This window comes from Methanobrevibacter arboriphilus JCM 13429 = DSM 1125 (genome assembly GCF_002072215.1).
GTDB lineage: Archaea > Methanobacteriota > Methanobacteria > Methanobacteriales > Methanobacteriaceae > Methanobinarius > Methanobinarius arboriphilicus.
The window spans coordinates 67,181-89,503 of the sequence record NZ_JXMW01000006.1 but is presented as its reverse complement, the minus strand read 5'-3'; the positions used below and the strand labels follow the sequence as shown (position 1 = coordinate 89,503).

At 24.3% G+C, this 22,323-nt stretch carries 17 protein-coding genes; 7 read left to right on the top strand and 10 right to left on the bottom strand.

The window, feature by feature from the left end; translation table 11 throughout:
* The first annotated feature begins 119 nt into the window (after window positions 1-119).
* Window positions 120-1,382 (top strand): glutamate-1-semialdehyde 2,1-aminomutase, encoded by a 1,263-nt coding sequence (gene hemL / locus MBBAR_RS04175; protein WP_080460008.1) that lies wholly within the window; start codon window positions 120-122, stop codon window positions 1,380-1,382.
* A 586-nt stretch (window positions 1,383-1,968) separates the two neighbouring features.
* Here the strand turns inward: hemL and MBBAR_RS04170 are convergent.
* Entirely contained in the window at window positions 1,969-2,685 is a 717-nt protein-coding gene (locus tag MBBAR_RS04170) for a DUF4012 domain-containing protein (protein ID WP_080460007.1), read from the bottom strand.
* 647 nt (window positions 2,686-3,332) lie between these two features.
* Between MBBAR_RS04170 and MBBAR_RS04165 the strand changes: the two genes are divergently transcribed.
* The 3 genes from MBBAR_RS04165 to MBBAR_RS04155 all read left to right on the top strand — a co-directional run bounded on the left by MBBAR_RS04165 (window position 3,333) and on the right by MBBAR_RS04155 (window position 6,347).
* Complete coding sequence (locus MBBAR_RS04165; RefSeq protein ID WP_080460006.1) at window positions 3,333-4,181, top strand: hypothetical protein; 849 nt, start codon at window positions 3,333-3,335, stop codon at window positions 4,179-4,181.
* A 606-nt stretch (window positions 4,182-4,787) separates the two neighbouring features.
* Window positions 4,788-5,555: a polyprenyl diphosphate synthase gene (gene uppS / locus MBBAR_RS04160; protein ID WP_143746132.1), complete on the top strand. Its 768-nt coding sequence runs from the start codon at window positions 4,788-4,790 to the stop codon at window positions 5,553-5,555.
* A 33-nt stretch (window positions 5,556-5,588) separates the two neighbouring features.
* Window positions 5,589-6,347, top strand: coding sequence for a TatD family hydrolase (locus MBBAR_RS04155; RefSeq protein WP_080460005.1), 759 nt, complete (start codon window positions 5,589-5,591; stop codon window positions 6,345-6,347).
* A gap of 115 nt (window positions 6,348-6,462) precedes the next feature.
* Here the strand turns inward: MBBAR_RS04155 and MBBAR_RS04150 are convergent, their stop codons facing one another.
* The 5 genes from MBBAR_RS04150 to hisD form a co-directional block, all read right to left on the bottom strand.
* Window positions 6,463-7,827: a BaiN/RdsA family NAD(P)/FAD-dependent oxidoreductase gene (locus MBBAR_RS04150; RefSeq protein ID WP_249025030.1), complete on the bottom strand. Its 1,365-nt coding sequence runs from the start codon at window positions 7,825-7,827 to the stop codon at window positions 6,463-6,465.
* Window positions 7,828-8,109: 282 nt separating this feature from the next.
* Window positions 8,110-9,351: a tRNA guanosine(34) transglycosylase Tgt gene (tgt, locus tag MBBAR_RS04145; RefSeq protein WP_080460004.1), complete on the bottom strand. Its 1,242-nt coding sequence runs from the start codon at window positions 9,349-9,351 to the stop codon at window positions 8,110-8,112.
* On the bottom strand, window positions 9,332-10,078 hold the full coding sequence (locus MBBAR_RS04140) for a queuosine precursor transporter (protein WP_080460003.1): 747 nt from the start codon (window positions 10,076-10,078) through the stop codon (window positions 9,332-9,334). The genes tgt and MBBAR_RS04140 overlap by 20 nt, the downstream gene beginning before the upstream one ends.
* A gap of 372 nt (window positions 10,079-10,450) precedes the next feature.
* Window positions 10,451-11,770 (bottom strand): aspartate--tRNA(Asn) ligase, encoded by a 1,320-nt coding sequence (aspS, locus tag MBBAR_RS04135; protein ID WP_080460002.1) that lies wholly within the window; start codon window positions 11,768-11,770, stop codon window positions 10,451-10,453.
* Between the two features lie 847 nt (window positions 11,771-12,617).
* Window positions 12,618-13,913: a histidinol dehydrogenase gene (gene hisD / locus MBBAR_RS04130; RefSeq protein ID WP_080460001.1), complete on the bottom strand. Its 1,296-nt coding sequence runs from the start codon at window positions 13,911-13,913 to the stop codon at window positions 12,618-12,620.
* 763 nt (window positions 13,914-14,676) lie between these two features.
* Here hisD and MBBAR_RS04125 point away from each other — a divergent pair.
* The 3 genes from MBBAR_RS04125 (at window position 14,677) to MBBAR_RS04115 (ending at window position 17,777) form a co-directional block, all read left to right on the top strand.
* Window positions 14,677-14,991, top strand: a complete 315-nt coding sequence (locus tag MBBAR_RS04125; RefSeq protein WP_042704259.1) for a UPF0058 family protein — start codon at window positions 14,677-14,679, stop codon at window positions 14,989-14,991.
* Between the two features lie 630 nt (window positions 14,992-15,621).
* Window positions 15,622-16,572 carry an alpha/beta fold hydrolase gene (locus tag MBBAR_RS04120; protein ID WP_080460000.1) on the top strand — a complete coding sequence of 317 codons (951 nt, stop codon included), beginning with the start codon at window positions 15,622-15,624 and terminating at the stop codon, window positions 16,570-16,572.
* Window positions 16,573-16,688: 116 nt separating this feature from the next.
* On the top strand, window positions 16,689-17,777 hold the full coding sequence (locus tag MBBAR_RS04115; protein ID WP_080459999.1) for a pyrroline-5-carboxylate reductase dimerization domain-containing protein: 1,089 nt from the start codon (window positions 16,689-16,691) through the stop codon (window positions 17,775-17,777).
* A gap of 879 nt (window positions 17,778-18,656) precedes the next feature.
* Here the strand turns inward: MBBAR_RS04115 and MBBAR_RS04110 are convergent.
* The 4 genes from MBBAR_RS04110 to MBBAR_RS04095 all read right to left on the bottom strand — a co-directional run bounded on the left by MBBAR_RS04110 (window position 18,657) and on the right by MBBAR_RS04095 (window position 22,066).
* On the bottom strand, window positions 18,657-18,908 hold the full coding sequence (locus tag MBBAR_RS04110) for a hypothetical protein (protein WP_080459998.1): 252 nt from the start codon (window positions 18,906-18,908) through the stop codon (window positions 18,657-18,659).
* A 201-nt stretch (window positions 18,909-19,109) separates the two neighbouring features.
* Entirely contained in the window at window positions 19,110-19,664 is a 555-nt protein-coding gene (locus MBBAR_RS04105; RefSeq protein ID WP_080459997.1) for a putative ATP-dependent zinc protease, read from the bottom strand.
* 274 nt (window positions 19,665-19,938) lie between these two features.
* The gene (locus MBBAR_RS04100; protein ID WP_080459996.1) at window positions 19,939-20,403 is read right to left on the bottom strand and encodes a GyrI-like domain-containing protein; all 465 of its coding nucleotides are present in this window, start codon (window positions 20,401-20,403) and stop codon (window positions 19,939-19,941) included.
* Between the two features lie 283 nt (window positions 20,404-20,686).
* Entirely contained in the window at window positions 20,687-22,066 is a 1,380-nt protein-coding gene (locus MBBAR_RS04095) for a cyclic 2,3-diphosphoglycerate synthase (RefSeq protein WP_080459995.1), read from the bottom strand.
* Window positions 22,067-22,323: the final 257 nt, after the last annotated feature.

The window sequence follows — 22,323 nt, the reverse complement described above, 5'->3', positions numbered from 1 at the left end:
CTTATGAATTAATTGTTAAATTAAGGTTTTTATTATTTATAATATTATTTATTTATAATATTGTTAATTATGGAATTAAAATTTTTATTATTTAATTAAATTGTATTTAGTGATGTATTATGAATTCAAAAGATTTATTCAATGAATCAAAAAGATATTTTCCTGGGGGAGTTAATTCTCCAGTACGTGCATTTAAGCCATATCCTGTTTTTATAGAAAAAGCTAAAGGATCTAAAATTTGGGATGTTGAAGGTAATGAATATATTGATTGTTGTTTGGGATATGGGCCTTTAATTTTAGGTCATTCTGACTCTAATGTAATTGATAATGTTTGCAGTCAAGCGAGTATTGGAACTGCTTATGGAGCACCAACTGAAAACGAGATAAAATTAGCAAAAATGGTTATTGATAGAGTACCTTGTGCTGAAATGATAAGATTTGTAAATTCTGGAACAGAAGCTACAATGAGTGCAATACGTTTAGCTAGAGGTTTTAATGGTAAAAATAAGATAGTTAAATTTGAAGGTAGCTATCACGGCGCTCATGATTATGTTTTGGTGAAATCTGGATCTGGAGCAGCAGCTCTTCCTGATTCTCTTGGAATTCCAGAAGATACTACGAAAAATACTTTAACATGTCCTTATAATGATGAAGATGCTTTAAAAAAACTCATCGTTGATGAAAAAGATAATATAGCTGCAGTAATAGTAGAACCTGTAATGGGTAATATTGGTTGTGTTGAACCAAATAATGGATATTTAGAGTTTTTAAGAGAAATTACTGAAGAAAATAATATACTCCTTATTTTTGATGAGGTTATCACTGGTTTTAGACTTTCAAGTGGAGGAGCTCAGACTTATTATTCAATTACACCTGATCTTGTCACTATGGGCAAAATTATTGGAGGAGGATTTCCTATGGGTGCATTTGCAGGAAAACATGAGATAATGGAAATGATAGCTCCTGAAGGAAATGTTTATCAAGCTGGAACATTTAATGGAAATCCTATATCAGTAAAAGCTGGTATTTCTACATTGAATAAACTTGATCAAGATTTTTACAAGAATTTAAATAAAAAAGGAAATTATTTAAGAAATCAAATATCTGAAATTGTTGATAATTTAGATTTAAACATCCAGACTGTTGGTTTAGCCTCAATGTTTCAAATATATTTTAATAGGGATAAAGTAACAAATTATGAAATAGCTAAAAAATCAGATATCGAAAGATTTTCTATATATTTCCATGAATTGTTGGATAATGGTATTTTTATACCTCCGAGTCAGTTTGAATGTAATTTTTTATCCTCTTCTCATAGTAATGAAGACATAGAAAAATTATTAATTGCTATTGAGGATTCCCTAAAAATTGCTTGGAAATAGAAAATATTTTTTTCATTTCTTTTATTTTATTTTCATTTTGAGAATTAATTTAGTTATTAATCTTTAATTTTATTATCATTAATTTTATTATCTTTAATTTTATTATCTTTAATTTTACTATCTTTAATTTTAATATTTCAATCTTACTATCTTTATTTTTTTTAAGTTTATTATATTTAGTTTTATTTTCTATAGAATATCTTATTTTTAGATACTTTATTTTCTACTTTTCTATTCTTCACTTTTAGATTTACTTTTTTATTTTTAACTTTTATTTTTAATTTTTATTTTTAATTTTTGGCTTTAATTTTTGTTTTTATTTTTAATATTATAAAGATAAAATTGACTAAAAGCAGTATTAGGTATAATTAGCTAAAATTGTATTAAAAATAATATTTAAAACTGAATCATCTCAAAAATAATAAATATAAATTATATGAACAAAATTAATGATAATAAAATTAAAGAATAAATATGATTAAAATTAGACAAAATTAGAAATTAATAAATATAAATTATAATTAAAGACTAAAAAAAATAATTAAAGATTAAAAAATAGAAAATTAGACTATAATTAGTCTAATTATTATAAAACAGATCCTAATCCTTTAGAAGCCATTAAGCCAACAAATGATCCTTGTGGAATCATCACAATATTACCTTTAGAATACTGATCTAAAGCAGCTTGAACCATAGCATTCCGTTTATCTGGATTATTTGCAGCAGTTGAAAGTGCTGAAGCAAGTGCCATCACAGCTTCTCCTCTGCTCATGGATCCTCCATGTAATTCATCGTTTTCTCGTACAAGATCTATTGCACTAATATTTGTTTCTTGCCCATCAACTTTTATAGGGCCTGCAGCCTGTATAACTGCATCTAGTGCTTCAGTATTTATTGCTACTACAGCATCAGGTGTCATATTTGTATTAGCTTCAACAATTTCTTTTGCATATTCCATTCCTTGTTGAGTGTTAGTATCCCATAATGAATCATGAAGTAAAAGTTTAGATCCAGCTCCCTGTGATTGTGCTTCTGCAGGTTCAGGTTGTGTTGGATGAGCTTTACCACCTGGATAAATTGGTGTATAATTAGATATACTTCCATTTTTCAAGTCTACAACAAATGCCATATCTACAGCACCCATACCTGGTCTTGATTCACTTTCATCAACAGCTAACACTAAAATGCTCTTATCTCCTTGAGATAAGTCAGGGCCTCCTAAAAATGTTCCCCAAACAACAGCAAGTATTCCAATTGCAGCTACTATTGTAATTGCAATTATAAGTTTATTTTTTCTTTCCATGTTTTATCCCTTCCCAAAATAGTAAATTTAAAAATTGCTTTTTATTTTTTAGTTTTCGTTTATTTTTTTATTTTTAATTTATTTTAACAATTTTATCATAATTAGAGATAATATAATTATATAGTTATATATTACTTATATAGGAGCAATATACACTTTTAATTATTTTAAATAGTTTTATTAACTATTATAAAAAATTGTTTTTTATAGGATAAATAACATATTTTTTCCTATTATTTCTAAAAATAAACTATCTTAAAAAGTAGTTAATTATGAAAAAATAATGATATTTTCATTACTTAATCTATATAATATATGTCTTCATTAAATATAATCTTTTCTATGAAATACCTTTTTTCTATATAATCTTTTCTATATATTAAAAACATTATTAAAATATTATTAAAATATTATTAGAATATTATTAAAATATTAAAAACTACATTTAATTATACCATATTAATTAAACAATATTATTAAAAATATTATAAATTCTTATTATTAAAAAAATTTTAAATAAAATTATTATAATTATTTAAATAAGTATTATATTTAATAAAAACTATATCTATAAAAATATAATAATTATAATACAAATATATAATTTATACAGTAAAATTTATACATTAAAAGTTTTGGTAGGTTATATGGTAAAAATTGTGGTAGGTTGTGGTGAAAATAAAAATGTTATTTTGGCACAAAAGGCATTAATTAATGAGGATATAGAAATAGAATTAGCTTATTCTGATGAAGAACTAATTTTTGCTATGGAAGATAATACTATTGATGCTGTTGTTAGAGGTTCTTTAAAATCTTCAAAGATATTGAAAAACACTAAAGATCTAAATAAAGGGATGCCAGTTAATAGAGCAAGTTTTATAAGATTCAACAATGGAATACATGAAGATATTAGGGATAATATTGATTTAAATTATAATGGATTTTTGCTTGGACCTGTTGGAATTGATGAGGGAAATACTATTGATGAAAAATTTCAATTAATTCTTCAATCAGTTAAATTTATGTTAAAATTAAATAAAACCCCTAAAATTGCTGTTTTGGCCGGTGGAAGAAAAGAAGATTTTGGAAGAAGCCCTGAAATTGATAGATCAATTAAAGATAGTGAAATTTTAGTAAAGAAAATAAATGATTTTTTTTCAGATAAAGAATTAAACCCTGATTATGCTGCCTTTTTTAGTTTTAATTCTTCGAAAAATGATTTAAAGAATATATCTACAAATTTAAACAAATTATCCATGAAAAACTATTATATTCTAATAGAAAAAGCTATTGCTGATAAAAATAATATAATTATTGCTCCTGATGGAATTACGGGGAATCTAATATTTAGGACACTTGTTTTAATCAATTCATGGGAGAGTTTTGGTGCTATAGCTTTGGGTAGTGAAAAAATATTCATTGATACAAGCCGTGATCAATCAGAAGAAGGATATATAAGAGCATTAACCTTTGCATATAATTTAGCTAATAAATAATATTTAACTTCATGCTTATATAAATGCATATTATTAATAATTATTATATATTTGTTATAAATAATTATAATATTTCTTATAAATAATTATTATAAATACCTATTTTATAAATACTTAATTTTATAAATAATTAATTTTATAAATATACAATATTATTAATTTAATTTTAATATATAATAATTAATCTAGAATTATTATAAATTATATAATCTAAAATTAGTATATAAAATTAATAAATCATTTATACAAATAAATCAGTTATAAAATTAATAATTAAGATGTAAGATTAATACATAAAATTAATAATAGGTTAAGATTAATATATAAAATGTAGATATATAGTATAAAGTCTTTATAAATAAATTTTATTTTCAAAATTAATTTTATTTTAGAATAGAGCTAATTAATTATATTATTAATTATTTTATTAATCATGTTTTTAATTATTTTATTAGTCATTTTATTAATATTTCTAAAATTTAATCTAAAATCTTTATAAACTATTAATCTTTATAAAACTATTAATATAATTATTGTTACTAAATTAGTCTAAAATTTTGAATATTATCTTTTTATTGATAATTTGTATTGAGAAAGGGAAAAATTATGGAATTGATGAAACCAATATATCAACTTTACGAATGGTATATATCCAAAGGACTTGATCCTAATAGTATGCCTAAACATATAGCTATAATTATGGATGGTAATAGAAGGTACTCTAGAGTACAAGGTAATATAAATGTTATTAAAGGTCATGAAATTGGTGTTGACACATTAGAAAAAGTTCTTGATTGGAGTATTGATCTTGGAATTGAAATTGTAACTGCTTATGCATTTTCCACAGAAAATTTTAATAGACCAGCCGAAGAAGTTGAAGGTTTGATGAATCTTTTTGTAAAAAACTTTAAAAGAATTGTTGCTCATGAAAAGATTCATAATAATGAAGTAAAAGTTAAAGTAGTAGGAAGACTTGATCTTTTACCAGAAAATGTAAGAGAAGCAATACTGGAAGCTGAAGAATCTACTTCACATTATAATAAAAAACTTTTTAATTTAGCTATTGGTTATGATGGTAGACTTGAAATAGTTGATGCAATAAAAAAAATAGTTAAAGAAGTTGAAGAAGGAAAAATCACTAGAGACGAGATTGATGAGAAAGCAGTTAGCAATAATTTGTATACTGCAGGGTTGGAAGATCCTAATTTAATTATTCGTACAAGTGGAGAAGAACGTTTAAGTGGATTTCTTTTATGGCAGTCTTCATATTCTGAATTGTACTTTTGTGATAGTTTATGGCCTGAACTTAGGAAAGTTGACTTTTTAAGAGCTATTCGTGACTATCAACAAAGAGAAAGGAGATATGGAACTTAAATAAATTTTTAAATCATTTATTGAGGAATTTTGATGATAGATATACATTGTCATGTTGATTTTGAGCAATTTAATAATGATAGGGAAGAAATAATTAAAAGAGCTAAGGAAAAGCTTTCTGCAATTATAAACTCTGGAACTAGTATTGAAGGAAATGAAAGAGCTTTAAATCTTTCAAAACAAAATCCTAATTTTATTTACCCTACTTTTGGTTTCCATCCAGTTAGTTCTGGACAGATTAGTGATAAAGATTTAAATATGTCTATTGATCAAATGAAAAAACATATGGGTGAAATACTGGCCATTGGTGAGGTGGGTATGGATTATTTTTATGTTAAAGATAAATCTGAAAGAGCTAAACAAGCTGAAACATTTAAAAAATTTATAGAATTAGCTAATGAATATAAAAAACCTCTTCTTATACATGCTAGGGATTGTGAAAGAAAAGCATTTAATATAGTGAAAGAATATGATGATATTCCTAGTGTTATATTTCATTGTTATAGTGGTAGTTTAAAAACAGCTAAAAAATTGATTGATGAAGGTTATTATACATCAATTTCAACCATGATTTGTTATTCAAAACACCATCAAGACTTGTTTAAAGAAATACCAATTGAAAACATCTTAACTGAAACTGATAGTCCTTATCTTGCTCCAAATAGGGAAGATAGAAATGAACCATCTAATGTTTTGTATGTTGCTTCGAAATTAGCTGAAATTAAAGGAGAATCGGTTGATAATATTGATAAAATAACTGAAAAAAGCGCTAAAAATGTTTTTGGAATTTAAATAAACTTTTTTAAACCTTTTTAAACATTTTTAAAACCATTTTGGACTTTTTAGAATTTTTTCTTTATTATTTTTTTTATTTTTAGTTCTTATCTAATTTTTAATGCATGTTTTTTTATTGGATAACTGACTCTCCTGCAGATTTTCCAGCTAGATAACCTGTTGAAAATGCGATTTGTAGATTATATCCTCCTGTAGGCCCATAACTTTCAAGAATTTCCCCTGCAAAATAAAGTCCATTAACTCCACTTATTTTTGATTCCATAGTTTTTGGATTTATCTCGTTAATTTTGATTCCTCCACAGGTAATCATCGATGCTTTTTTATTCATACTATTTATTTCAACTTTGAAATGTTTTAAAGTATTAATAATAGCTTTTTTATCCTTTTTAGTCATATTACTAAGTGTTTTATTTCCACTTACTTGTGATTTGTTTAAGAAGAAGTCTATAAATCTATTCTTTAGATAAATCTTGAGATAATTTTTTATCATTGTTTTTCCATTTGTTGATGAATCTTTTATTATCATTTCATTTAGCTTTTCTTCATTAATATTAGGAACCAAATCAACTTCAATATAAATACCGTTTAATTTAAGTTCACAGTATTCGCATTGATTATCTAAAGATATATGATTACTAATATCTAAAATTCCAGGTCCTGATAATCCAGAGTGAGTTATTAAGATATTTCCTCTTACTTTAACAACTTTACCTTTTTCAATAGTCGAATTATCATTAATTTTATATGAAATTTCAACATTTTCTAGTGTTATTCCAGAAAGTTTATTAAGATAAGGGTCATTTATTTCTAATGGTGTTGCTCCAGGTCTTAATTGGGATATAGAATGTCCAAGATTAGTAGCTAAATCATATCCTTCACCATTTGAACCTGTATGTGGATAACTTTTTCCTCCTGTAGCTAATATCACTTTTTCACAGTAAATATCTTTTTTGTTTGTGTTAATGAGAAATAAATTGTTTTTTTCTTCTATTTCATTTACTTTTTCATTTACTTTTATTTTTAATTTTTCATTTTTTTTTTTAATTATAGATTTCACATGAAAATTTAATAAAACATCAACATTCAATTCTTCTAAATATTCTTTTAAGATTGATAAAACTGAGTTTGAATCTTCAGTTATTGGGAAACATCTTCCATTTTCTTCTTCTTTAAATTCTAATCCTTTATTTTTAAATATATTTAATAAATCATGATTATTTAAATTGTAGATACTGTGCTTAAGAAATAATTTATCTTCTTTTCTAAATTGATTTATTAATTTTTTCATTGGAGAGAGATTTGTTATATTACATCTCCCACCACCAGTTAAAAGCAGTTTTTTACCTAATGTCTCATTTTTTTCAATTAATACAACTTTGTAAGGAGTTTTAATTTCTTGAGCAGCTGATATTGCAGCTATCATTCCTGCTGGACCTCCACCTACAACAGCTACTTTGTAATTTTTCATTTTTTTCATATTTTCACTTAATAATTTCCATAGTTCCAATAATATATGAATAAGATAAGTTTACATTGTTTAATAAATAATTACTATAATTTACTATTAATAATAATATTTTTAATAATATTAATAATATTTAATCCTCAATTATATCCTCTGCCAATTTATATGTTTTATATTCCTTGAAAAAGCTATGAAGTTAATAATCTGTATATTACACAGTTTTTAAAATTAGCTGAGGAATTCGAGAAATAAATCTTTTTTTGATGTATACTCTTAGAAAAACTAATAATTTGACTATTCATAATATCTTTTTAACCACTCGTCACGAAAATCAAAAAATTTTTTCTTAAATATAGATTGACGGATTTGATGGGTGAGTTTGATAATAAAATAGACATTATGGGCGGTTATAAGTTCCATAGCAAGTTTTTTATCTGCCATAATTTGTTCTGAAGTTTTTAAACCACCTTCATTTTTTAATAATTTACGAATTTCCTCCCTTGTATAAGAAGATTTACATGTTGGGCACTGACAACCTTCAAACAACGGAGAAGAATCATCTCTAAATTCTGCATTTCTGAGATTAATATCTCCGTCAAGAGTATAAACTTTACCATGTCGTGCTTCACGAGTCGGTGCCACACAATCAAAGGTGTCGCATCCATTTTCCACTCCCACAAAAATATCATCTGGCTTAGAAAGACCCAAGAGATGGCGTGGTTTTGATTCTGGTAAAATCCTATTACACCAAAACAAGATATTTGATAGGTGTTCCTTTTCAAAAGCACCTCCCAAGCCATATCCATCAAAATTTAATGCTCCTAAGTCACGAGCAGCTTTTTCTCGTAAATCTTGATAATGCGCACCTTGCAAGACACCAAAAAGTGCCTGATAAGGTTTTTCAACATGTTCACGGGTCAATTTTTGATGTTTAAGCAAACACCGAACTCCCCATTCATATGTACGATTTAATGCTTTTTCATTATATTCTCTACTATCACCAATGTTAGTCAGTTCATCGAATGCCATAATAATATCAGCACCAATTTTATGTTGAAATTCCATTGAATATTCTGGAGTGAAAAGCTTTTCAGTTGCAGCTTCATTTGTCTTGAAATACACTCCCTCATCTGTTACTCTTGCTAAACGATTCTTATTTTCTGCTTTAAATTGTTCACGAGCAATATTCCGCTTGTCCATCGAAACAACCTTACCTAGTCCACTACCAAATGACATAACTTGAAATCCACCACTATCAGTAATGGTAGGGCAGTTGTATTCTGAATATTTAGACAATCCTCCAGATTGTTCAATGTCTTTAGAGATTCTTGATAAGTGAAACCCATTGCTAATCATTGCTTGAGCACCAATATTATTAAATTGATGTGGTGGTAAGAACCTAACTTTAGAATATGTGCCAACAACAACAAAAGCAGGTGTTTGGATATCACCATGAGGAGTATGAATAACACCTGCTCTACCTAATGCACCTGGAATTTTAGCATTAATTTCAAAATTAAACTGATTCTGATTCATTTTCCATCACTTTTTCTGATACCATTACTTTTTCACATAATTTAACAGCTCCATAAGTCACAGGTAATAATAATGTTTCACCAACGATTTTAGAAATATATGCGATTAACAATAATCCCACAAATTGAAAGGTTGAAATTGTACCAATAAATGCAATAGTAGTGAAAATCACAGTATCAACCAAATCACCAACTAAACTTGAGCCAATTGCCCTCTGCCAAAAGTACTTACCCTTAGTAATTTTTTTAATTTTAACAAAAACATAAGAATTAAGAATTTGTCCACTAACAAAAGCAATCAAACTACCTGCAACAATACGAGGCATAAAACCTATAATTGCTTCGTATGCTATTTGATTTTCCCATCCAGGGCCTGGAGGCAAAATTTGAACAATGAACAATGCCAAAACAGCAATTAAATTCATTGCAAATGCTGTCCAGATGACTTTTTTGGCACGCTCAAAACCAAAAATCTCAGTAATTATATCTCCTAAAATATAAGAAATAGGAAAAAGTATCGCACCACCGTCCCAAACTAGCCCAGTTGAAAAAAAATCAAACATTTTAGTGCTAGCGAGATTACTGACAATTAAAACAGTAGCTGTTAGTGCTGTTAAAATTGCAAAAAGCTGTGATTGAGAAATTTTTAACTTACTAACTAAATACAACATTATTCTTTCTTTCAATGCCATTTTTTCTTTCAAAATCACTTTTTCTTTTTTAATCATATGTAACCTCAAAGCTAAGTTTCTCTAATAAATCTTATTAAGATTATAAAATGATAATTAGTTGTTTAATTCTTTCAATCTCTAGTTTATATTAATTTAAATCGGTATATAACTTTTTATACAATTTTTAGAAAAAAACAATGAAAACAAGTATATAAAAGAGGAATAATAAATAAATAATTTTACTATCTATTTTACTTAATACTTCCCTATTATTACTTAAATAAACTTTCAAAGTTCAGATATAAATAAAATAATAAAATAAACAATAATTAAATAGCTATAATAAAATAAGAATTATTAAAATACTTATTATAAAAATAAAAAGCTAAAAATATATGATTAATAAATATAATGATTGAAAAACAGAGATTAAGGAGTTAATCTACGTCTATCTCTTGGGAACAGGACAGTTTCTCTAATATTATCTAATCCAGTTAGAGTCATGTTAAATCTATCAGCTCCAAGACCCCATCCTGAGTGAGGAGGCATTCCATATTCAAATGCTCTTAAATATCCATTAAATGCATCAGGATTTAAACCTTTTTCAGCTATTTTTTCTCTTAAAAGGTCGTGTTGATGAACCCTCATAGCTCCAGAGGATATTTCAAGATCTTTATACATTAAATCAAATGCATGGCTTTTTACAGGATTTTTTTCATTTGGCATTACATAGAATGGTTTTATTTCAGTTGGCCATTCTGTTAAGAAGTAGTAACCATCCATTATTTCTCCAAGTGCTTTTTCAGCTGCTCTTGATAAATCTTCACCCCATTCCATAGGCACATCCTTTGAGTTTATCATATCAACTGCATCATCATATTTTAAAACTTCAAAATGGCCTTCTGGTATATCCAAGTCCATTTCAAGGGTTTTTAACTCTTCTTTACAGTTTTGTTTAACATCTATTATAACTTTTTGAACAAGATCATTTAATATCTTCATAACATCAACATCATCCATGAATGATGCTTCCATATCGATTGAAATAGCTTCATTTAAATGACGAAGAGTATCATGTTCTTCTGCTCTAAATATTTGAGCTATTTCATAAACTTTATCAAATCCAGCTGACATCATCATTTGTTTATATAATTGAGGACTTTGACCAAGAAATGCTTCTTTTTCAAAGTATGTAATTGGGAATAGTTCTGTTCCTCCTTCGGTAGCTGAAGCTACAAGTTTAGGAGTGTTTATTTCTAAAAATCCTCCTTCTTCAAAGAAATTTCTAACAGTATGTAACATTTTACTTTTTATTTTAAATATAGAACTTACTACTGGTTTTCTAAGATCTATGAATCTAGAATCAAGTCTAGTATCAATTTCTGCCTTAACTTTTTCAGTTGGGTCCATTGGTAATGGTTGATTAGCTAAACAAAATACTTTTATTTCAGAAGGGATGATTTCAACACCATTAGGAGCTTTTCCACTTTCTTGAACTTTTCCTTTAAGTCCAATAACAGATTCTTTTCTTAATTTTCTTATTTTATCTAATAATTCTCCTTCTATTTCTTTGCTTGGAGCAGTTAATTGTATCATTCCACTTCTATCTCTAATAAGTACAAATATTATGCCTCCAAGGTCTCTGATTTCATGTACCCATCCCATAACAGTAACATCTTCACCAGTAATATTTTCGTCTATTTCATTTGTATAATGGCTTCTTCTCCATATATCTGATAATCTTGTCAATTTTTCACCTTTGTAATCTTATAAGTCTTTTATACTTTAATCTGTTATTAAATTCAATTATTTATTATAAATACAAGCAAATTAATATTATTAAAATTAATAATTATTAAATTAAAACTGTTAGTAATATCAATAAATTTATTAATATCATTATTGATATTATTAATATTATCAGTAATATTATCAGTAATATTATCATTAATATTAGTAATATTAGTAATATCAGTAATAATATTTTATATTTTCATTATTTCTATTGTTATTTATATTAATATTTATATTAATATTCCTATACTATTCCTATTAATATTATATAATATTATTATTAATATTAAATTTCATGAAATCTAAAATTATATAGACCATAATGAGATAATATTAATCAAATTAATATTTAAATGTTTTTTTTAAATAATTACTTTGAATTAGTTATTTTTTACTAGTTATTTCAATATTATATGATTATTATGATTTATTTTATTAATAATTATTCTATTACTTTTTATTTTAATAATAATTATTTTAATAATTCTTATTCTATTATTGGATATTCTACTATTGTTTATTTTATTATTTAAATATTTTAATTCTATTATTTATTTTATTAAAAACTACTTTAATATTAATATTAGTACTATGTTAGTATTATAAGTATTAATATTAGTACTAATTTTAATATTATAAGTATTATTATTGGTATTATTAGTATTATTAGTAATTATTATTATAAGTATTATTATTAGTACTATTTTTAGTATTATTATAATCTCTATTATTTCTATTATTAATATTATTACTATTATTTATATTTTTATTATTTTTACTATTTTTATTATTTCTATTGCCTCTATTTTTTATCTAATCTAACTTTAATTGAATCTGCATGAGCATAAAATCCTTCATATTCTGCTATTGGAACAACAATATTTTCAAGAGATTTTAAACCTTCTTTGGTAATTGTCTGAACTGTAGGTTTCTTTAAAAATGATTCTGTTGAAAGTCCTGAATACATCCTAGCGCCCCTATCTGTTGGGAGAACATGATTTGTTCCAGAACCGTAATCTCCAGCAGCTACTGGAGAATATTTGCCTAAAAATATTGAACCAGCATTTTTTATCTTTTTCAGTATTTTTTCATCTGTTTCATTATCTTTAGTCATTATTATCAAATGTTCTGGGGCATATTCATTAGATATATCAATAGCTTCTTCAATAGATTTTGTCACTATAATTTTTCCAAATTTCTTTAAAGATTCTTCAATAACTTCCTTTCTTTTAGCTTCTTTAGTTTTTAACTCTATTTCTTTTTTAGTTTTTTTTGCTAAATCTAAATTATCTGTAACAAGATAACATGATGCATTTGGATCATGCTCGGCTTGTGAAAGTATATCATAAGCTATATATTCTGGATCAGCTGTCTTATCTGCTATTATTAAAACTTCTGAAGGTCCTGCTGGAAATTCAATATCAACGTTTCCATAAACAAGTTTTTTTGCTGCAGTAACAAATATATTTCCTGGTCCAACAATTTTTTCAACTTGTGGTATTGATTCTGTTCCATAAGCCATAGCAGCAATAGCTTGAGCTCCACCTACCTTGTATATTTCATCTGCTCCAGCAATATCTGCTGCAACTAAAATTGCATCCATTATTTTACCATTTTCTTGTGGAGGACTGCAACATATTATACGCTCAACTCCAGCTATTTTTGCAGGGATAACAGTCATTAAAATTGTTGAAGGGTATGCAGCTCTTCCTCCTGGAATATAACAACCAACTTTATTTATTGGTCTGATTATTTGTCCTGCATTTATTCCTTTTCTTAATTCAATTTCCCATTCTTGTGGAATTTGTTTTTTATGAAACTTTTCTATGTTTTCACTTGCTTCTTCAAGAGAATTAAGTAAATCTGGGTTTGATTCTTTTAATTTTAGATAACTCTCTTTTATTTCATCATTAGAAACTTTAAATGATTCTATTTCAACGTTATCAAATTTTTTTGTATATTCTATTAAGCTTAAGTCTTTTGAATTTTTAACATTTTTTAAGATTTCAGAGACAGTTGGTAATATGTCTTCAATATCTTCTTGAGATTTTTCTGTTAATTTACTTAAATTTTCTTTATCGTAATATGAAATTTCCATATGAATCAACTATAATTCTGAAAATAAATTTAATTAGTTCTAATAAATTTAACTCTATTTTTAGAATGAATTAAATAATTTATAAAATATTCTTTTATAAAATATTTCTTTGAAATGATATAAATATTATGTTATTGTATATTATTCATAAAAACATTTATAAGCAATTTAAAGATAATATTTCTTATAACTATAAAATTATTTAAAATAAATTCTACTAATAAATTATATAAATTATAATGAATATTATATAAAATGATTTAACAACAATTTTAAATATCATTAAATTATAAATAATGATTATTATAGGTATACAAATATTGTATTGAGATAGGAATACATATAGTTTTTTTGAGAATATATAAAATTATATAGTTTTGTATAGTATATCACATAATATTGTATAGTAATATTATTAACTAAATATTAATAAGTATTATTGATATATTTCAAATAATGCATGATTTTGACTAATATATTTTGCATTTATTTAAAAATTTTAAGATAATCTATAAATTTATATAATACTTTTGTACAATGTTATTATTATATGGATATTAACTGTTATTTATATAAATATAAAATAGTACTTAATGATTATACATTAAATTAATATGATTATACCTGATTAATATTTTGGGTATAGAGTATTATTTATATAATATACGCTATTATTATCAAATCTCAGTGCTTGAAATTGATTTCATTAAGTTATAATAGTAAGAGAGTAGCTATTTAATGATGAAGTGATAAGAGGTTATTTATGTATAAAGATGAAATGATTCAGATGCATCAATTTTTAGTATATGTTTTAAAATTTTTAGAAACAGAAAGTGAGATACCTAATTCATGTAGTGAGTATATTGCTCTTAATATAAGCCCTCATCATATTCATAGGACTAAGGCAGAACATAAACATGCAATTTTTGTGCTTTCAAATACGATTTCTGAAATTATCTTAAAAGAAGATAATGATTCTGTCCCTACTAATGTTTCTAATGCTTTATCAGAACTTGTTAAACGCTCTAAGAAAGAATTAAAAGTTGAAAATGCACCTGTGCCTGTTGAATCAAAATAGAAAAATATTTTAAATTAGATTTTAATTGGTTTTCTTTAATTGGATTCATTTAATTGATATGTTGTTTTAACATTTTATTGATTTTTAATTTTAATTCAATTATTTAAATAAGTGATTATTATCATAAAACTGCTTTTAGAACATAGATTTTAATTTTTATGTTATTTAATACTGTTTATAATTTTATAATATATTTCATAATAATTTTAATCTAATAATTTATTAAAATCATTGATTTTAATAATTTTTTATACTAATTTTATAAGTTTTCATAATTTAACAAGTTTTAATATTTAATAAGCTTTTATAATTAAATTTAATAGTATTTATAATAACTTTAATATAACTTTAATATAATAACTTTAATAAGAATTTCTAAAATATTTTTTTTAAATAATTTTGATGCTTTTATTTTGATGTTTTATGTTATAAATAATACTTATTTTATTACTTTTTATCTTATTACTATCTATTTTACTATTATTTATTCTATTATTCTTATTATTTCTATTATTTCTATTATTTTATTATTTTATTATTCTTATTATTCTTATTATTTTTATTATATTTTATATATTAGAATATATAGATTATTAAAATATACAAATTATTAGATATATAGGTGTTTTAATGAATGATTCGAAAAATATTCTTTATTTTGAAGAAGAAGGAATTTCAAATAACGAGATAATTGTTTTTATACACCCTAATTTATTAAGTAATTGGATTTGGATAAATCAAAGAGATTATTTTAAAGATTTTCACTGTATATATTTAGATCTTCCAAATCATGGAAATAGCTATTTAGGAAATGAATTTTCAATAGAAACCTCTTCAGAAATTATAAAAGAATTGATTCAAGAAAAAACACATGATTCTAGAAATAATAATAAAATAAAGAAAGTAAATTTAGTAGGAGTTTCTTTAGGTGGTCAGATTGCATTATATTTATTATCTAAATATCCTGGTTTAATTGATAATGTTATTGTATCTGGAGTTAACTTATATGAAGATCCTGAAGAAGATGATTTCAATAATATAGTTTCTATGATGAATATATTTAGAATGGACATTTTAGATAAAAAACCCGATAAATTTCTTATTAAAGCACTATTAGCTGAATATGGATTAGAAAAAAAGTATTATGAATTTATAAAAGAATCAAATGAAAAAATTTCAATTGAGAGTTTTAATTCAATTACTAAAGAGTCCTTAAAATTTAAAATACCTAAAATCGAAAATAATAAAACTAAAAATAAAGACAATAGAAAAAACAAGCATAAAACTAATAAAAATAACAATATTAATAACAATATTAAAAATGATAATGCTAAGAATAAAAGAGATAATAATGGTGAAAATCTTTTAGTTTTGTTTGGAACAAAAGAGTATCCTAAAGTTAAAAAATCTGCAAGTTTAATAAAGGATATTTTTAATAAAGCTCATGTTTTTGGAGTTTATAGATCTCTTCATCTTTGGAATATTATTGATTATGGATGGTTTAATGAAGTTGTTAAAGACTTTATTTGTAATAAATCATATAATTTAAATAATAAGGATTATTTAATTGAAGATATATAATTTAAGATATCTAATTGGAGATATATTATTAGGATATATAATTTAGGATAGATCTAATTGGAGATATATTATTAGGATATATAATTTAGGGTAGATCTTTTAAGGTGTAGGTTTTTATGAAAAAGTATGGCTTTATTGGATATGGAAATATGGGGAAAATGATAGTTGAAAATATTCTTAATTTGAAGATATTCTATCCTAATGAAATGATTATTTCAAATAGAACTTTATCAAAGCTTAATAAACTTAAAAAAGATTATCCTGATATTACTATTACTGATGATAATACATATTTAGCTAAAAATTGTGATAAAATCTTTATTTTTATTGAGACTCCTGAATTTAAAGATTTGATATTTCAGATTTCTCCTTTTCTTACTGATGATTCTCATATTGTTCATGTATGTGCAGGATTAAGTTTTGAAAATATAAATAGTTTCTATAAGGGTTCTGTTAGCCAAGTTATTCCTTCTATTGTTTCTACTTTTAATAATTATCATAATGAGGCTATTAATATTAATAATAATGTAAATAATATCAGTATTGGTGAAAATATTGATAATATTAATAATATCCATAATATTAATAATATTAATAATAATAGTGATATTAATAATGAAAATGTAAATAATATCCATAATATTGATAATAATATTGATAATAGTAGTGATAATAGTAGTAATGATACTTTTAATTGTTTTAAAAATTTATTTAACAATAAATTGGGGATTTCTCTAATTTTACATACTAATAACACTTCAAACACTGATAAATGTTTAATCGAAGAAATATTCAATGAATTTACTTATATACAAATAATTGATGATTTTGAACTAAGTAATGATGAAGATAATGATAGGGCTATTGAAATAGCTACTATTTTAACAAGCTGTGCTCCAGCTTTTATTTCATTGATAATTGATAATTTAGCTAGTATAGCTAATTTAAAATCTGAAAACAAGATTAATGTTGATGAAGCTAAGTATATGATAGTTAAAACTTTTTTAAGTACTTTTATTCAGGTTGATACTGATAACTTGCGTACTTATGATATAATCGATAAAACTTCTACAAAAAAAGGGATTACTGAAATTGGTCTTAATTATTTAGATAAAAACAGTAATGAATTAATTAATGAACTTTTTGATTCACTCCTTGAGAGATATGATGAAGTTAAGAGTGAATTAAATAAAAATTATTCTTGATTATGCTTTTATTTAGTCTAATTATTAGTTAACAATTATTACTTAGATTAATAATTATTTGATTTATTCTAATTATATATCTTATTATATTTTTCAATCTTATTATATTTATCAATATTATTATTTTTCATGATTTTCTATATAATTATATAATTGTTTTATTATTTTATTATATATTAGTTGTATAATCTTTTTTATGTGGCAGAAGAAAAAGCCCTTAATTAAATTCCCTTTTAGTAATGTTTTATAATACGAGGATAAAGCTGCTATTTCGTGGAGGTTTTAATTTTTTAATTAAGGGCTTTTAGGACTTAAATGTTTTGTTCATATATTTTTGTCCTGTAAAATTAATATTGTTTTTTCTAGTATATAAATGTTTAGGCATACCTAAATTTTTTTTCTGTTTGATTTTTATATCATTGATTTTCATGCAAAATATTTTAGATTTTATATAGAATTATTTGGGAGAAAATAACCTCAATTAACAATAATTTGAGGTTGACTAAATTATGAGTTGATATGCTTATTTAGAAATATTCCATGGAATAAAAAATTTTGTCAATTGAGGGCAATTTTCTATCTATGACATGTTATATAATATAACAATTGTTATATTATTATTTTTATTATATAAATGTTGTGGTTATTTTTATAATAATATCTAATATTAGATACTCTCTAGTATTAGATAATCAGATTTTAATATTAAGATAATGAGATTCAAAGTATATTCAATAATAAATATCTTTGATGTATATTCAATAATATGTATATTCAGTGTAAAAACATTAATATAATCTATTTAAGATTTAATATCTATCTAAGATTTATAATAAAAATAAAGTAGCTATTTATCAAAAAGTATTAAATTATGTCATATTATTCTGTTGATATAAACTTAACATATTTTCCATCAATATTAAACACTCTACATTCTTTCAATGTTTTTTTACCATCAGTAATATCGAATTTTAATCCATGCCTATATATTTCATTTCTTTTTTCTAAATCTACCTTAACATCATATAGTAAACCAGTAGTAGGTGAAATATCAGGATTAGAAACTTCTATTAATTCTGCATCGATTATTTCCTCATTTTTTCTTAGTTTTAATTTAACTTCCTTCAACATTTTTAATCATCATTTTAATTATTTGTAATTAGTTAATAATAAAACTATTCTTAATTAATTACAAATATTAAATATTTTTATATTTTTTTAAATAATTATATTTAAGTTTTTTATAAGTTTTTATAAGTTTATTATAGATTTTTATAAGTTATTATTAGATTTCATGATTTTTTAAGGATTTTTAAAGATTTTTAAAGGTTTTTACAAGTTTTCATGAGTTTCATGAGTTTTTTTGTTTAAAATGTATTTAAAGTCCCAAAAAGGAATTCCTTTTGTTTCATTATATTCAAGATGTTCCATTTCATGAGAAGATCCATATGCAGCAGGTCCATAAAAGTTTAAAGGCCCTTCCAAATGTTTTACAGATATTTCCATATCTTTTGGATTTAAAATGGCTTCTAAAATATATTCTCCATTTACTTTTGTCATATATGGTCTTTCAACTAGCTCTCTTTCATTTTTATTTCCACATTTTTCCATTCTGTATATTTTACCTTCTTTTGATAAAATTTCGGGATTAACAAATAAGTATATTTTCTCTAATGTATATCCTATTTTAGTTTTTTTATCATACTCTGTTACTTTTTCTTTTATAGACATTAGCTTTTTAGAGTTTTTATTAACACTCCAGTCCCCTCCAAAACGGACTGAAAAGAAAAGTGGTAAAAAAATTTCTTCTGGAAGATTTAATTCTCTTATTATTTCTTTTTCTTTTATTGTAAATGTCAAAATCTTTTTTATATCTTCTTTTTCCAAATTGACACCTTATTTATTTTATTAATTTTTTTTTATCATTATTTTAAAATTTTATTTATTATAATTATTATTTTGAATTTTAATATTTAAAATTTTTATTGTTGATATAATTTAAAAAAGTATTAGAGATAATAATTGTAAATTCTTTTAAAAAAGATAAATATTAAAATTCAAAATAATAATTATAATAAAAAATATAAAAAATAGATATTGAAAAATTAAATATGAAAATAAGTATTAAAAAGATAAATATAGAAATAAAAGGATTTAAATATTAATCTAATGGCATTAAAATTCTAGTTAATAGTTTATCTTCTGAAACATCCTTTGGGCTATTGTAATAGCTTTCTAGAAATATTCCAGTAGGTTTCATCCCATTATCTTCAATCCACATCATAATTTCATCGTATGTTTCTCCCATCTCTTGATAAGGTCCTTGATATAGGCTATACACAGCTTTCATCTCTTCTATATAGCTGAATTCTATATCATCTTTTCCAGGTAACTCTTTGTAAACAGGAAAACCTATTTCTACTTTTAAATTCTCCATGTCCATATTAAAATATCTTACAAAAGGAATATCTTCAGGATATTCTCCAATTTCTTTCAGATATTCTTCTATTTTTTCATAAGTTTCCCCTATTACTATAGGTAGATTTTCCATTTTTGTTGTGGTTTTAATAGAGATTACTGGTTGTTTAGATTTTTTTACAATCTCTATTCTTGATACAAGTGGCATTTTATCTCCCTTTATATGATTTAATATAAACTTTTATTAAAAATCTTGATATTTACTTTAATCTAATTTAATCTAATCTAATTTTGATATTTGTTTTATTATTTCCTTATTATTAATTCTATTATGTATTTTTAGCATTGTTTTTATTACTTTTATTGTTGTTTTATTAGGTTTATTTTTATTCTTTTATTAATTCTATTATTTTTATTATTGTTTTTTTATTGGTTTATTGGCTTTGTTAACTTTATTAGTATTATTAGTATTATTAGTCTTATTATTTTTATTATTTTTTATTAAAATCTTCAATAGCTCCATCTACTATTTCAAGAATAGATTCATCAAGATCTGGATAAGTATCATCAATAGCTATTGGGATGTTATCACAATAAACAACTTCAAGTCCTGCTTCAAGTGAATCCTTAGTAGCAACATCTACAGCTGCAGCTTTAAGTTCAGTGAGCATTACATCGACATGATCTATGTATTTTTCAATATCTTTTTGAAGAAGTGGTCTGTTTGAAAGGTGTGGTGTAGTTCCAACAACTTTACATCCATAATTTTCTTCTAAATGACTCACTAAAACATCTTTTACTTCATCTGGAGCTGTGGTAGCAAACAACACATTTTTACCATTAATATCACCATGAGGTTTAGGTCTAAATACAGTAGATATGATTTTTGCATTAGGATTTATTTCACTTATAAACTCTTCTATAGCTTTCATCTTTGAAGGTGTACTCATTGGCTCTTCACACATTGTAAGAATAACTAAATCAGCTAAACTTATTCTGAATGGTCCGAAAAAATTAGTTATATTTAAAATTGGTTGATTTGCTCCTATCAATGCAATGTGTTTGTCTGTTTTAACTGGGGGAATAGCTGCACCACTACCTTCAAATATAATAAATTTTGATTCAACTTCATTAGCTATTTCCGCACCTTTTTTCATGTTTGTCATGAATACATCACCAGACATTCCGCCTCCACATCTTCTACAACCAATAGTAAGAATTCTACTCATAAGAGCATCTTCCCAATGGTCAGAAGCCGCATGAACACCTTTGTTAGATTGTTCCATTAAAAATTCTGGTGTGATTTTTAATTCATCCCCTCTTACAATTTCAGGTTCTTCTGGACCTCCTCTACCCATAGCTACAACACATGGTTCATAACCGTTTTCATCTATAAGTCTTGCTGCAAATGCAGATACTGCTGTTTTACCTATTCTTTTACCAGTTCCAAGTATTTTAAGAGATGGTTTTGTTGGTATTTTATACTCTGTTAATGGTTGAAATTCAAAATCTGGTCCTCTGTATAAAGCACCTTCTCTAATTACTTTTGAAGCTATTTTAAACCTTTTGGTGTAATCAAGTACTGGTTCATCACTTAAATCCATTACAACATCTGCATTATATTCTTTAATCATTTCAACTATTAAATCATAGGGAATCTCATTTTCATCTGGACCAAAATGTACAGGCATTCCCATCATTTTGGCATAGCTTTCAGGATTATCTGTTCTTAATTTTTCAGTTCCTCCAATAAATACTGTTGCAACAACATCTACGTGTTCTAAACTATTTAATATTTCAATTGCAGATTTAGTAACTGGTAAATAATGCTCTCCATCAACTAAACAAACTATTTTTTCCATATTTTTCATAAAACCACTTTTTTAGATTTATTAATTTATTTATTAATCTATACTTTAATTCCATATTTTTTATATAAATTTTAGAAATATTTCAATAAAGATGTAGTGAATTATCTTTTTCTAATTATTTTGAATTATATTCAATATTATATAACATTGTATAACTATTTATCTTTATTTGTATTGCATAAATTACATAAAAATAATCAATTAATTGAGATAATTAATTGAGATAATTTAATTGTCAGATTAATTGAACAGATTTA

Excerpts from the sequence above, each read along its gene's own strand:
- hemL (WP_080460008.1), top strand. The coding sequence starts at position 120 with ATGAATTCAAAAGATTTATTCAATGAATCAAAAAGATATTTTCCTGGG.
- MBBAR_RS04170 (WP_080460007.1), bottom strand. The coding sequence starts at position 2,685 with ATGGAAAGAAAAAATAAACTTATAATTGCAATTACAATAGTAGCTGCA.
- MBBAR_RS04165 (WP_080460006.1), top strand. The coding sequence starts at position 3,333 with ATGGTAAAAATTGTGGTAGGTTGTGGTGAAAATAAAAATGTTATTTTG.
- uppS (WP_143746132.1), top strand. The coding sequence starts at position 4,788 with ATGGAATTGATGAAACCAATATATCAACTTTACGAATGGTATATATCC.
- MBBAR_RS04155 (WP_080460005.1), top strand. The coding sequence starts at position 5,589 with ATGATAGATATACATTGTCATGTTGATTTTGAGCAATTTAATAATGAT.
- MBBAR_RS04150 (WP_249025030.1), bottom strand. The coding sequence starts at position 7,827 with ATGAAAAAAATGAAAAATTACAAAGTAGCTGTTGTAGGTGGAGGTCCA.
- tgt (WP_080460004.1), bottom strand. The coding sequence starts at position 9,351 with ATGAATCAGAATCAGTTTAATTTTGAAATTAATGCTAAAATTCCAGGT.
- MBBAR_RS04140 (WP_080460003.1), bottom strand. The coding sequence starts at position 10,078 with ATGATTAAAAAAGAAAAAGTGATTTTGAAAGAAAAAATGGCATTGAAA.
- hisD (WP_080460001.1), bottom strand. The coding sequence starts at position 13,913 with ATGGAAATTTCATATTACGATAAAGAAAATTTAAGTAAATTAACAGAA.
- MBBAR_RS04125 (WP_042704259.1), top strand. The coding sequence starts at position 14,677 with ATGTATAAAGATGAAATGATTCAGATGCATCAATTTTTAGTATATGTT.
- MBBAR_RS04120 (WP_080460000.1), top strand. The coding sequence starts at position 15,622 with ATGAATGATTCGAAAAATATTCTTTATTTTGAAGAAGAAGGAATTTCA.
- MBBAR_RS04115 (WP_080459999.1), top strand. The coding sequence starts at position 16,689 with ATGAAAAAGTATGGCTTTATTGGATATGGAAATATGGGGAAAATGATA.
- MBBAR_RS04110 (WP_080459998.1), bottom strand. The coding sequence starts at position 18,908 with ATGTTGAAGGAAGTTAAATTAAAACTAAGAAAAAATGAGGAAATAATC.
- MBBAR_RS04100 (WP_080459996.1), bottom strand. The coding sequence starts at position 20,403 with ATGCCACTTGTATCAAGAATAGAGATTGTAAAAAAATCTAAACAACCA.
- MBBAR_RS04095 (WP_080459995.1), bottom strand. The coding sequence starts at position 22,066 with ATGAAAAATATGGAAAAAATAGTTTGTTTAGTTGATGGAGAGCATTAT.